This is a genomic window from Gordonia sp. J1A, from assembly GCF_055393515.1.
The window spans coordinates 2902658-2914707 of sequence record NZ_AP041607.1 but is presented as its reverse complement, the minus strand read 5'-3'; the positions used below and the strand labels follow the sequence as shown (position 1 = coordinate 2914707).

The following is a 12050-nucleotide window of genomic DNA, read 5'->3' as shown; positions in this document are numbered from 1 at the left end:
CGCATCTGTGAGGCGGATCACCGGATAATGCTTAAATGGTGGCCATCGGGTGGCAAGGTGGTCAACTGATCGATCTGCAACTGGTAGATTTGTTCAGTTGGTGACGTGGATCTCAGTGAGAGGTGACGAATATGCTCAGCATCGACGAGCTCGACGTGGAGTTGTTGAAACTGCTCGAGCGGGATGCCCGCCAGGGCGTGGCGAGTCTGTCGACGACTCTCGGGATCTCGAGGAACACGGTGCAGTCGAGGATCCGGCGGCTCGAAGAAGGCGGCTTGATCGCCGGCTACCGTCCACAGATCGACCTGGCGCAGGCGGGTCTGGTGGTGCAGGCCTTCCTCGCGCTGGAGACCGAGCAGGGCAGCCTCACCAGGATCGCGCGCGAGGTCACCGAGATACCGCAGGTGATCGAGGTGCACACGGTGACCGGGCGGGAGGATCTGCTCGTGCGCGTCGCGACAGCCACTCAGCCCGAGCTGCTGGAGCTGATCGAGACCATCGTGGGGTACCCCGGCGTGATCCACTCCACCACCTGGCTCACCTTGACCGAGCCGCTGCCGCGCCGTGCGGTGCCGGCGCTGGCGGAGTTGGCGAAGGGGACGGGTTGGGGTCGATCGACTCCGCCGCGCGCAGGTGGGGGAGGATGAGACGATGCCGTTGGTTGAACACGATGAGCGAGACGCCCGTTCCTTCCTGGTGTTCTGGCTCTGCCGATTGATCGTCAAAACGCTCATGCGCATCATTCCGGCGACGCCCTCCACCCTCCGCCGGCTGGCGGTCCTCGATCAGTGGGCGGCGCGGAACGCCCGCCCGATCCGGGGCGTCGTCGTGACGCCGGAGACGATCGCCGAGGTTCGCGTCGAGCGCATCACGCCGGTCGGGATCGAGGATTCGCGGATCGCCGTGCTGTACACGCACGGCGGCGCGTTCCTGGCGGGCGGGCTCGACACCCACCGGCCGATCGCCGCCGCGATCGCGCGGGCGGTCGGAGCGCCGGTGGTCAACGTCGCCTACCGGCAGTGCCCCGAAGTCGGCGTGGGCACGTCGGTGCGCGACGGCTATGCGGTGTACCGCGAACTGCGGCGGTCGGGCGAGTTCGATGCCGTGGTGGTCGCGGGCGACTCGGCGGGCGGCTACATCGCGGCCAAGATCGTCGAGTACGCCGCGCGGGACGGCCTCGCCTGCCCCGACGCGTACGTCGGGCTGTCGCCGCTGCTCAACCTCTCGCCGGGCGCCGATCGGACGAGCCGTCACGACGCGATGCTGCCGATCAAGAAGATCGAGAAGCTGCGACAGTTCTACGACCAGGGCCCGGAGGTGCTGGACGGCGAGCTGAACGTGACGCTCGACGCGGTGGCGCGGCTGTTCCCGCCCGCGATCGTCGTCTGCGGTCGCGGCGAGGCGCTGCAGAAGGACGCGATGGACCTGTGCGCCGCCCTCGACCGCGCCGGGGTGACCAACGAACTCCACCTGTACGCCGGTCAGATCCACGCCTTCCCCGCCGCGGTCCCCGGTTCGGCGCAGACCAGGGACGCTGTGGCCAGGGTGGCGGAGTTCGTCCGGCGAGCAGTGGGCGCCGGGCGGGAACGCGCCGACATCGCCTGAGCCGTGCCGCCGACGGCCGGGGTGATTGCCAACCACCGGTTGCTCGGCGACGATGAACGGGTGGACCTCCCGGTGAACCCGCCCGTGCAACCGATGCTGGCCAAGGCGGTCACCGCCGTGCCCGACCAACCCGGCGGCGAGCCGGTGTGGTCGTACGAACCCAAGTGGGACGGCTTCCGGGCCTTGATCTTCCGGGACGGAGACGAGGTCGTGATGTCCTCGCGGGGCGGCAAGGATCTGGCCCGCTATTTTCCGGAGCTGGTCGACGCGGCGCATGCGGTGCTTCCCGAGCGGGTGGTCCTCGACGGCGAGGTCGCCGTCGCCCGGCCCATCGGCGGGGTGAACCGGCTCGACTGGGATTCGCTCTCGCAACGCATCCACCCCGCGGCGTCGCGCGTGGCGAGACTGGCGGAGGAGACACCGGCCGTGTTCATCGGCTTCGACGCCCTGGCCACCGACTCGATGGACCTGACGGCGGAGCGATTCGAGGTCCGGCGCAGCGCGCTGCTGGACGCCGCTGCCGAATCCGGAGACGACCGCATCCAGGTCAGCCGCGTCACCCGGGACTCGGCGGTCGCGACCGACTGGTTCACCGCGTTCGAGGGCGCCGGGCTCGACGGCGTCGTGGGCAAGCGGCTCGACGGCGTCTACGTCCCGGGGAAACGGGAGATGGTCAAGGTCAAGCACAAGCGCACCGCCGACTGCGTGGTGATCGGGTATCGCATTCACAAGTCGGGCACCGGACTCGGGTCGATGCTGCTCGGGCTGTACGCCGAGGGGGAACTGCGGATGGTCGGCGGTTCCAGTGCGTTCTCCGACAAGAAGCGGATCGAACTGCAGGAGATGCTCGAGCCGATGCGGCTCGATCCGGATCGCGTCGCACAAGGCGAGGTGAGCCGCTGGCGCGCGGCCGGCAGCGGCGAGTGGATTCCGATCCGGCCGGAGCTGGTGGCCGAGTTCGCCTACGACCAGATGGAGAATCAGCGATTCCGGCACACGGTGAAGTTCCTCCGGTGGCGCCCCGACCGGGAACCGGAGAGCTGTGGCTACGACCAGCTCGACGTGCCCCTGACCTACGACGTCTTCGACGTTCTCGTGACCGGAGGACAGTGACATGCCGAAACCGAAGCCGGTCCTGCTCGACGTCGACGGGGTCGAGGTGAAGCTGAGCAACCCCGACAAGATCTACTTCCCCGAACTGGGCGAGCACGGCGGTCGCAAGGCCGATCTCGTCGACTATTACCGGAGCGTGGCGCTCGCCGGACCGCTGTTGGGCGCGATCGGCGGGCGCCCGACCTTCCTGCAGCGCTTCCCGGACGGCGTGGACGGTGAGCAGATCTATCAGAAGCACCTGCCGAAGCATCACCCCGATCATGTGCAGTCCACGCGAATCGTGTTCCCGTCCAAGCGGACCGGCGATGCCTTCTGCCCCCGGATCCCGGCCGACGTCGTATGGGCCGCCAACCTCGGGACTGTCACATTCCACACCTGGCCGACGATGGCGCCCGACAACGACCATCCCGATCAGCTTCGGATCGACCTCGATCCGCCGGACGGCAAGGGTTTCGACGACGTCCGCCGGGTGGCGCTCGATCTGGTCAGACCGTTGCTCGACGATCTCGGGATGACCGGGTACGTGAAGACCTCGGGCAGTCGCGGGGTGCACGTCTTCGTACCGATCCGCCCGGAGTGGGATTTCATCGCCACGCGGCGCGCGGTGATCGCGTTCGGTCGCGAACTGGAACGGCGCGACCCCGCCGCCGTGACCCTGTCGTGGTGGAAGGAGGAGCGCGGCGACCGCATCTTCATCGACTACAACCAGAACGCGCGCGACCGGTCGATGGCCTCGCCCTACTCGGTGCGCAAGTCCGCGCGCGCCCGCGTCTCCGCACCGGTGACGTGGGAGGAGTTGGTCGACGTCGATCCCGATGATCTCACCGTCGCCACCGTCCCGGCTCTGGTGGAGCGGCGCGGCGATCCGTGGTCGGGCATCGACGAGCACCACTCGGGGCTCGAGCGCCTGCTCGAGATGGTCGAGCGCGACGAGGCGAACGGTCTCGGCGACATGGTCTACCCGCCGAACTACCCGAAGATGCCGGGCGAACCGCCGCGCGTCCAGCCGAGCAAGAAGGTGGCCGAGCATTGGGATGAGGCGGGGAACCGGGTGGAGTGACCGGCAGTCGGAGCAGCGCTCACGCGAACTCCTCGGCCCTGCGCTTCAGCAGGGCGCGCGGCGAGTATCCGGTCAGTTCGGTGAACTCCCGTGACATGTGGGCCTGGTCGGCGTAACCGCACGATGCGGCCACGTCCACGGCCCGGTGCCCGGACTCCAGCCGTGCGCGGGCGGTCTCGAATCGGGTGAGGCGGGCCGCCTGTTTGGGGCCGATGCCGAACTCTGCGTTGAACATCGCGGTGAGGTGTCGCGCCGACCAGCCCGACGATTCGACCAGTTCGGAAACGGTGACATCACCGCGGCGGCGAGCGATCACCTCCCAGACCGACAACGCGTCCGACCGCGGTGTGTCCTCGGAGACCGTCTCGGCGAGCATCGCGGCGCACACCGCGCCCCGCTCGCCTGCCGGAGTCTGCGCGAGTCGTTCGTGCAGTAGGCGGGCGAACGCGGTGTCGATTTGTGACAGTTCCACCATCTGCCCGGCCAGCTCGCCGGCGGGCATCCCGAGCAGTGCGCGTACCGCCGCCGGCGAGAGGTCGAGCTGCACGCCGCGTTGGACGCCGTTGTGGTGGATCGTGACCGGTCGCAGGTGGATCCCGGCGATACAGCACCGGAAGGTGGTGGTGACCGGGCTGTCGCCGGAACTGAGGACGAGGCCGTCGGCGAGGTCGACGACCAGGGTGGCGCTGGTGCCGGGCAGCCCCAGGTGCTCGCCTGGAGCGCTGCCCGTCACGTCGTAGGGGACGATCCCGACGCCGGTCAGCCCGCGTAGGTTCCGAAGCTCCATGTGTTCCCCTCCGGGTCGGCGACGGAGAACCCTCGTGATCCATAGTCCTCCTCCGCCATGTCGCGGACCAGTCGCGCACCGATCGCCGTCGCCTTCGCGTACACGGCGTCGGGGTCGGTGACGACCACGTAGAGGGAGGCCGATCCGACCGGAGTGGAGAACGTCGTGTCCTTCTTGCACGCGGAGTGGACCATGACCCGTCCTCCGTCGGGCCAGAGCATCTCCGAATGCAGGACCTCGCCGTCGCCGTCGCCCTCCACGAGGATTCCGGGTTCGAAGCCGATGGATTCGAGCCATTCGCGCAGTGCGACGGGGTCGTCGGAGGTGATGCCTGCCCAGATGTTGGTGTCTTTTCTCTCGTTCATGTCTCCAGTGTCGGCCCGTGCGTCGCCGCGTTCTTGAAGAAATCGGCACGCGGTGCAGTCTCGGTCGCGGGACTTAAGCCCCATTCGACCGGAAGTGGACATAGGTTAGGCTCGGCTCATGAACAAGCTCCTTCGGGTGGCCGTGCTGTTCGCCGCCGGCCTGACGGCACTGTCGCTGACCGCATTCTGCGTAGGGACTGCCGACGCCAAGACGTGGAAGCCCGCCATCGAGGTGTTCCTCGCCGACGGGGTCACCCCGGCCGGCGCGACGCGACTGCACCCCGGCGATCAGGTGGTCGTCAAGGGCACCGGCTTCGATCCGCGCGCCAACACCTCCGGTCTTCCGGTTCCGGTCCCGCCGGGCGTGCCGCACGGGACGTTCGTGACCTTCGGTGCGTTCGCGCCGGATTGGCGGCCGTCGCAGGGAGCTCCCGAATCGTCGCGGACCACCGTCCGAGCCCAGACCAAGTGGGTGCTCTCGCGCGACGCGCTCGACCGGGTGCCCGACGTTCCGTTCGACATGCGCCGCACCGTCCGGCAGCAGTGGGTGCCGCTGAGCCGCAGCGGCGAGTTCACCGCCCGCATCACGCTGGCCACGCCGAAGACCTCGCCGGCCGGCGGCCGCTGGGGCATCTACACCTTCGGCGCTGCGGACGCGGTGAACGCGGCCCAGGAGCTGTCGGTGCCGCTCGACTATTCGACGCAGCCGGGCCCGAACACGCCTCAGCCCGCACCGAAGAACCTGGTGTGGGCGTATTCGCCGAGCTTCGCGCAGACCGTCCGCGGCACCACCTCGGGTGCGCTGTCGGGGAGCGGCGGCGCGGGGGTGGACGACGCGGGAGCGATGTTGTTCGCGCTCGCCGAGAACACGGTCCGCAACGGGCGGGGAGAACTGCGGTACCGCGGAACCGTCGTCGCGTCCACGAAGTTCCACCTGCTCGAGATCGCGCTCGCCGATCCGATCATCCGTGTCGACGGCACCCGCGCGGTGCTGAGCATGCGCACGTCCACCACCGACATGAACGGTGACGACGTTCTGCGGCGTGTCGATGTCGCCGATCTGACGCTCACGCGGTCGCAGGTGGAGCGGCTCTCGCGCGGTGAGGACGTCACGGCGATCGCCGCCGCCTTCCGCTCGGGGATCACTCCCGTCTCCCTCGCCGCGCTGTCGCTGGGGCAGGCGTCGCCGGTGACCGTGCGGTTCTGACGGCGGATCGGCGGCCTCGACACCGCTCGCGGATCGCCGAGCCCAAGTAAGCTCGCCGTGTGAGCGCCGAACCGGGCGACCGCCCGTCCCCGAACGACCCGTCGTGGGCCGCAGCACAGGTCCATCCGGGCGTTCGCGCGGCCGCCGCGTGGACCTGGCGTCTGTTGATCCTCGCCGCGGGGCTGTACGCGCTCGGCAAGCTCTTCCTCTTCGCACAGGAGGTCTTCGTCCCGGTCGCCGTCGCGATCCTGCTCTCGGCGCTCCTCGTGCCGTTGGTGGGATGGCTTGAGCGGCACCGGATCCCGCGATCAGTGGGGGTTCTCACCGCGGTGGTCGCGACCTTCGCGATCATCGCCGCCGGACTCACCTTCGTCGTTCAGCAGCTGATCGTGGGCATCCCTCGGATGTCGGGCGACATCGCCGATTCCATCTCCAAGACCCGCAACTGGCTCGAGACCGGGCCGCTGCACATGGACTCGGAGAACCTGCGCAACGTCAGCAACGACATGATCGACTGGCTCAAGGCTCACGAGGCCAGCATCGCGACCGGAGCCCTCGACACCGCAACCGTCGCCACCAAACTGGTGACGGCCGCACTGCTGACGGTCTTCCTGCTGATCTTCTTCCTGTACGACGGCCACCGCATCTGGGAGTTCGTGACGAGGATCGTGCCGTCGGCGCACCGGGAGCACGTGCGCGGGGCGGGCGACGCCGGCTACCGGACGCTGCAGTCGTACGTCCGCGCGACGGTGCTGGTGGCGTTCATCGACGCCGTATTCATCGGCATCGGCCTGGCGATCCTGCGGGTGCCGATGGTGATGCCGTTGATGGCGCTGATCTTCCTCGGCGCGTTCATCCCGATCGTCGGATCGGTCGCCGCGGGATCGCTCGCGGTCCTCGTCGCGCTGGCCACGCACGGCTGGTTCACCGCGGTGCTGGTGGTGGTCGTGCTGATCGTCGTGATGCAGGTGGAAGGGCATGTGCTGCAGCCCTTCCTGCTCGGGCGTTCGGTGAAGCTGCACCCCGTGGCGGTGATCCTGGTGATCGCGATCGGCCTGATGGTCGCGGGAATCGTCGGCGGCCTGCTCGCCGTCCCGCTGCTGGCCTTCGCGAACACCGCGGTGAGTTTCCGGCCCCAGGAGGGCCTCGATCAGGACTGGCTCCTGGAGGAGCCCGTCGACGTCTCCGGAGGGGAGAATCCATGAGCTACACGGTCGCAGACCTCATCGTCGACACCATCGCGGCAGCCGGGGTGCGACGGATCTACGGCATCCCGGGTGACTCGCTGAACGGCTTCACCGACGTCCTGCGGACGTCGAAGGACGTGACATGGACGCATGTGCGTCACGAAGAGGGGGCCGCTTTCGCGGCGGCGGGTGAGGCCGCGATCACCGGCGGGCTCGCGGTGTGCGCCGGCAGCTGCGGTCCGGGAAACCTCCATCTCGTCAACGGCCTGTACGACGCGCATCGGTCGCGGGTGCCGGTACTGGCGATCGCGGCGCAGATCCCGGCGGGCAATGTGGGGACGCGGTACTTCCAGGAGACTCATCCCGAGCAGATCTTCGCCGAATGCAGTTCTTTCTGCGAGACGCTGAGCACCGTCGACCAGCTGCCCTACCTTCTCGACATCGCCGTCCGCACGGCGGTGGAGGAGCGAGGCGTGTCGGTCCTGGTGATTCCGGGCGAACTGTTCCTGAAGAAGATCGACAGGCCGGACCGTGTGTCCCGGATTCGGGCGGCGGGCACCGTGATGCGCCCGGACGACGAGTCGCTGCAGCTCGCCGGCGTCCGGCTCAACGAGTCCGAGCGCGTGACCATCCTCGCCGGCGCCGGAGTGGCGGGTGCCCACGACGAGCTCGTGGCGCTGGCCGAGGCGTTGCGGGCGCCGATCGTGCATGCGCTGCGCGGCAAGGAGTTCGTGGAGTACGACAATCCCTACGACGTCGGCATGACCGGCTTGCTCGGCTTCTCGTCGGGTTACCGCGCCATCGAGCACTGCGACACGCTGTTGATGATCGGCACCGACTTCCCGTACTCCCAGTTCCTGCCGTCGAAGGCGTACACGATTCAGCTCGACGTCCGCGGCAGCCAGATCGGTCGGCGCTGCCGTGTGGATCTCCCGCTCATCGGATCCGCGGCCGACACACTGCCCCTGCTGACAGCGCTCATCTCCGGCGGCCGCAGCGACGAGCACTTGACCACGGCACTCGACCACTATGCGCGCACTCGCGCCGGGCTCGACGAACTGGCGACGTCGTCCGCCGACGGCGATCCGATCCATCCGCAGTACCTGACGAAGCTGCTGTCGGAGATGGCCGCCGACGACGCAGTCTTCGTCCCGGACGTCGGGTCGCCGGTGGTCTGGGCGGCCCGCTACCTGAAGATGAACGGCCGGCGTCGTCTCATCGGATCGTTCAACCACGGATCGATGGCCAACGCGCTGTCGCAGAGTGTGGGAGTCTCGGCGGTCGACCCCGCGCGTCAGGTGATCGCGATGGCCGGTGACGGCGGACTGGCGATGCTCCTCGGCGAGCTGTTGACGCTGGTCCAGAATTCGCTGCCGGTCAAGGTGGTCGTCTTCGACAATTCGTCGCTCAACTTCGTGGAGTTGGAGATGAAGGCGGCGGGCTTCGTCACGTTCGGCACCGATCTGGAGAATCCGGACTTCGCCGCGCTGGCCGAGTCGGTGGGGATCTGGGGCCGCCGCGTCACCGATGCCTCGGCCCTGCCCGCCGCGGTGCGCGACTTCCTGGCGCACGACGGCCCCGCCGTCCTCGACGTCACCACCGCGCGGCAGGAGCTGTCGATTCCGCCCGCGATCTCCGCCGCTCAGGCGAAGGGCTTCGCGCTGTACGCGCTGCGGACCGTGATGTCCGGCCGCGGCGACGAACTGGTCGACCTCGCCGAGACGAACCTGCTCAAGCGGCTCTTCTGAGCTAGCGCCAGAATCTTGTCGAGTTGAGTACCTGAGAGGGTGCCAACTCGACAGGATTCTGCGCGCGAAATTCAAGTGGTCCCCTGCCCGGGAACGGGCAGGGGACCACATCTGCGGAGGATAGGGGATTCGAACCCCTGAGGGCTGTTAACCCAACCCGCGTTCCAGGCGAGCGCCATAGGCCACTAGGCGAATCCTCCAGGCAGAACGATCGTAGCGGGTGGGGTGCATGGAACCCAAAACGACCCGCTACACTGTTCTACGGATCCCGCGCGGCGTGCATCCTGTGAACTCCCCCAGGGCCGGAAGGCAGCAAGGGTCAACGGGCTCTCTCGGGTGCGCGGGGTCCGCTTAACTTTTTTCGCGCGTTACATCTGCAGCCGCCGCGAGGCCGCGTCTGTGGGAGAGGTTCACGTTGAACTTTCACTCGATGAGTGTCGACCAACTCCGCACCACCCAAGACGATCTGCGAAAGCGCTACGAGGTCCTCCGGGCAGCTGGACTCAAGCTCGATCTGACACGCGGCAAGCCGGCCCCCGACCAACTCGACCTCTCCAACGAGATGCTGTCGCTGCCGGGGCAGACGTACACCAGCCCGGACGGCACCGACTGCCGCAACTACGGTGGCGTCACCGGTCTGCGCGGACTGCGTGCGATCTTCGGCGAATTGCTCGGCACCGGCGCCGACCGCACCCTTGCCCTCGGCAACGCCAGCCTGCAGATCATGCACGACATCACGGTGCACTCACTGCTCGGCGGAAACCCCGACTCCGACAAGCCGTGGTCGGCCGAGCCGATCAAGTTCCTGTGCCCGGCCCCCGGCTACGACCGCCACTTCGGCATCACCGAGCGGTACGGCATCGAGATGATCACCGTCCCGATGAACCCCGACGGCCCCGACGTCGATGCCTGCGCGGCGCTGACCGCCGCCGATCCGTCGATCAAGGGCATGTGGCTGGTCCCGACCTACTCGAACCCCACCGGGTACTCGGTGTCGGAGGAGGTCGCGCGCAAGCTGGTCGCGATGCCCGCCGCCGCCGACTTCCGCATCTACTGGGACAACGCGTACGCGGTGCACACGCTGGTCGAACACGCACCCGAACCGCTGCCGATCCTGGACCTGGCCGCCGAGGCCGGCAACCCGAACCGCGTCTACGTCTTCGGGTCCACCAGCAAGATCACCTTCGCCGGCGCCGGCGTGGCGTTCTTCGCGTCGTCGAAGACCAACCTCGACTGGTTCACAAAGAACGTCAGCGTCTCGACCATCGGTCCGGACAAGCTCAACCAGCTGCGGCACCTGATGTTCCTGCGCGACGCCGACGGCGTGCGTGAACTGATGGCCCGGCACCGCGAGCTCATCGCACCCAAGTTCGCGAAGGTGCTGGAGATCCTCGAGGACCGGCTCGCCGACAGCAAGATCGCCTCGTGGACTCACCCCGAGGGCGGCTACTTCATCAGCCTGGACGTCATCGACGGCACCGCGAAACGCACCATCGAGCTGGCGAAGGATGCCGGCATCGCGCTGACGGCCGCCGGATCCACCTTCCCGTACAAGAAGGATCCGCGCGACGAGAACATCCGTCTCGCCCCGACCTTCCCGTCGATCGACGAGCTCGCCACCGCAATGGACGGCGTCGCCACCTGCGCGCTGCTCGCCGCGACCGAGGTGCTGCTGGACTCCGAGTAGCGACTCCCGGTGAAGCTCGAACGGTCGACGCCGGCGGTCGTCGGATTCCTCCTCGCCGGGCTGCTCTCGGTCTGGGCACAGCACTCCCTGATCCCCTTCACCGAGCCGTACTGGGGGCTGTTCCAGAACTTCCTCGATCTCGACGTGTACCGGGCGGGCGCCCAGGTGGTGCTCGACGGCGGTGATCTCTACCAGGCCAAGCTGCTCGGCCAGATGGACTTCACCTATGCGCCGCTGTCGGTGGTTCTCTTCGCTCCCTTCGCGTGGATGGCGGCGGGCCCGGCGCACCTGGTCTGGACCATCGCGATCTTCGTCGCGCTGTATCTGGTGGTGGTGCTCGGGTTCAAGAGTCTCGGACACGAGGTCACCTGGCGGCTGCGTGCGATCGCGGTGTCGATCGTGTTGCTGAGCGCGCTGCTCGAGCCGGTACGGTCGACCATCTGGTTCGGACAGATCAACGTCTTCCTGATGCTGCTGGTGATCGCCGATCTGGCGCGGCCCGAGGGCAGCCGGCTTCGGGGCGTCGGCGCCGGTATCGCCGCGGGCATCAAGCTGACACCGCTGATGTTCGGTGCGTACCTCCTGGCGATCCGGCAATGGCGGACCGCGGCGCGCATGGCCGCCGGCTTCGCGGCGTCGGTGGTGCTCGGGTTCGCCCTCATGCCGTCGGCGTCGAAGGACTTCTGGTTCGGCACGATGTTCGACTCCGACCGGGTCTCCTCGCCGCAGACCTATGGCAACCAGTCCATTCGCGGCGCGATCGCCAATTTCACCCACACCGACCACCCGAGCACCCTGCTGTGGCTGGTGCTCTCCGCCGCGCTGGTGCTGCTGGCGGGCCGTGCCTGCGTCCTGGCGCATCGGCACGGTCAGGAACTGCTGGCGCTCTCCATCGTCGGGATGACCTCGTGCGCGGTTTCCCCGGTCGCGTGGTCGCACCACTGGGTGTGGCTGGTCCCATTGCTGGTCGTCGCGATCCACCAGATCGCCGAACGGATCCCCGGCCCGGGCGCCTTCGCGCTGGCCGCGCTCGCCCTCGGCGGGTTCGCATCCGCGATCGCCTGGCGGACGCACTTCGCCTTCCCGATGTGGTACGCCAACCGCAGCGTGGAAGAGGCGTACCTGACGGGCCTGTTCTTCAAGCACCCCCCGCCGTTCGATTGGTTCACCACCCAGCCGTTGACACTGATCCTCGTCGTCACCTCGGTGGTGACGATCGTGGCGTATCGACGGCCCGGACCCGGGCGACCGGCGCCCGCGGCCGGCCGGTCGTGAGCGCCGGCACGGCTGT

General features: G+C 68.2%; 11 protein-coding genes, 1 tRNA gene and 1 other RNA gene. 10 read left to right on the top strand and 3 right to left on the bottom strand.

Annotated features, from left to right (window positions below):
• Positions 1-131: 131 nt before the first annotated feature.
• The 4 genes from ACZ5QD_RS13650 to ACZ5QD_RS13635 are packed head-to-tail and all read left to right on the top strand — an operon-like array spanning position 132 to position 3778.
• A complete protein-coding gene (locus ACZ5QD_RS13650; protein ID WP_006897420.1) occupies positions 132-647 on the top strand; it encodes an Lrp/AsnC family transcriptional regulator in 516 nt (171 codons plus the stop codon).
• A gap of 4 nt (positions 648-651) precedes the next feature.
• Positions 652-1605, top strand: a complete 954-nt coding sequence (locus ACZ5QD_RS13645) for an alpha/beta hydrolase (RefSeq protein WP_464366858.1) — start codon at positions 652-654, stop codon at positions 1603-1605.
• Positions 1606-1665: 60 nt separating this feature from the next.
• Positions 1666-2718: an ATP-dependent DNA ligase gene (locus tag ACZ5QD_RS13640; RefSeq protein WP_006897418.1), complete on the top strand. Its 1053-nt coding sequence runs from the start codon at positions 1666-1668 to the stop codon at positions 2716-2718.
• Between the two features lies 1 nt (position 2719).
• Positions 2720-3778: a DNA polymerase domain-containing protein gene (locus ACZ5QD_RS13635; protein ID WP_006897417.1), complete on the top strand. Its 1059-nt coding sequence runs from the start codon at positions 2720-2722 to the stop codon at positions 3776-3778.
• Positions 3779-3797: 19 nt separating this feature from the next.
• On the opposite strand, the gene ACZ5QD_RS13630 is transcribed toward ACZ5QD_RS13635, so the two are convergent.
• Positions 3798-4565, bottom strand: a complete 768-nt coding sequence (locus tag ACZ5QD_RS13630; RefSeq protein ID WP_006897416.1) for a helix-turn-helix domain-containing protein — start codon at positions 4563-4565, stop codon at positions 3798-3800.
• A complete protein-coding gene (locus ACZ5QD_RS13625) occupies positions 4538-4930 on the bottom strand; it encodes a VOC family protein (protein WP_006897415.1) in 393 nt (130 codons plus the stop codon). The genes ACZ5QD_RS13630 and ACZ5QD_RS13625 overlap by 28 nt, the downstream gene beginning before the upstream one ends.
• A gap of 118 nt (positions 4931-5048) precedes the next feature.
• Between ACZ5QD_RS13625 and ACZ5QD_RS13620 the strand changes: the two genes are divergently transcribed.
• From ACZ5QD_RS13620 to poxB, 3 genes are read left to right on the top strand one after another with little or no spacing between them, the layout of a single operon-like run.
• Positions 5049-6137 (top strand): HtaA domain-containing protein, encoded by a 1089-nt coding sequence (locus ACZ5QD_RS13620; protein WP_006897414.1) that lies wholly within the window; start codon positions 5049-5051, stop codon positions 6135-6137.
• Between the two features lie 59 nt (positions 6138-6196).
• Positions 6197-7342 (top strand): AI-2E family transporter, encoded by a 1146-nt coding sequence (locus tag ACZ5QD_RS13615; RefSeq protein ID WP_006897413.1) that lies wholly within the window; start codon positions 6197-6199, stop codon positions 7340-7342.
• A complete protein-coding gene (gene poxB, locus ACZ5QD_RS13610; protein ID WP_045539236.1) occupies positions 7339-9072 on the top strand; it encodes a ubiquinone-dependent pyruvate dehydrogenase in 1734 nt (577 codons plus the stop codon). The genes ACZ5QD_RS13615 and poxB overlap by 4 nt, the downstream gene beginning before the upstream one ends.
• Before the next feature lie 114 nt (positions 9073-9186).
• Here poxB and ACZ5QD_RS13605 read toward each other — a convergent pair.
• Positions 9187-9272: transfer RNA gene (locus ACZ5QD_RS13605), tRNA-Ser, on the bottom strand.
• Positions 9273-9331: 59 nt separating this feature from the next.
• Between ACZ5QD_RS13605 and ffs the strand changes: the two genes are divergently transcribed.
• The 3 genes from ffs to ACZ5QD_RS13590 all read left to right on the top strand — a co-directional run bounded on the left by ffs (position 9332) and on the right by ACZ5QD_RS13590 (position 12034).
• Positions 9332-9428, top strand: an RNA gene (gene ffs, locus ACZ5QD_RS13600) — signal recognition particle sRNA small type.
• Between the two features lie 59 nt (positions 9429-9487).
• Positions 9488-10759, top strand: coding sequence for an aspartate aminotransferase type Ic (locus ACZ5QD_RS13595; protein WP_464366857.1), 1272 nt, complete (start codon positions 9488-9490; stop codon positions 10757-10759).
• 9 nt (positions 10760-10768) lie between these two features.
• Positions 10769-12034 carry a glycosyltransferase 87 family protein gene (locus ACZ5QD_RS13590; RefSeq protein WP_006897410.1) on the top strand — a complete coding sequence of 422 codons (1266 nt, stop codon included), beginning with the start codon at positions 10769-10771 and terminating at the stop codon, positions 12032-12034.
• Positions 12035-12050: the final 16 nt, after the last annotated feature.

Coding starts and splice junctions, on each gene's coding strand:
- poxB (WP_045539236.1), top strand. CDS start 7,339: ATGAGCTACACGGTCGCAGACCTCATCGTCGACACCATCGCGGCAGCC.
- ACZ5QD_RS13620 (WP_006897414.1), top strand. CDS start 5,049: ATGAACAAGCTCCTTCGGGTGGCCGTGCTGTTCGCCGCCGGCCTGACG.
- ACZ5QD_RS13650 (WP_006897420.1), top strand. CDS start 132: ATGCTCAGCATCGACGAGCTCGACGTGGAGTTGTTGAAACTGCTCGAG.
- ACZ5QD_RS13630 (WP_006897416.1), bottom strand. CDS start 4,565: ATGGAGCTTCGGAACCTACGCGGGCTGACCGGCGTCGGGATCGTCCCC.
- ACZ5QD_RS13645 (WP_464366858.1), top strand. CDS start 652: ATGCCGTTGGTTGAACACGATGAGCGAGACGCCCGTTCCTTCCTGGTG.
- ACZ5QD_RS13635 (WP_006897417.1), top strand. CDS start 2,720: ATGCCGAAACCGAAGCCGGTCCTGCTCGACGTCGACGGGGTCGAGGTG.
- ACZ5QD_RS13625 (WP_006897415.1), bottom strand. CDS start 4,930: ATGAACGAGAGAAAAGACACCAACATCTGGGCAGGCATCACCTCCGAC.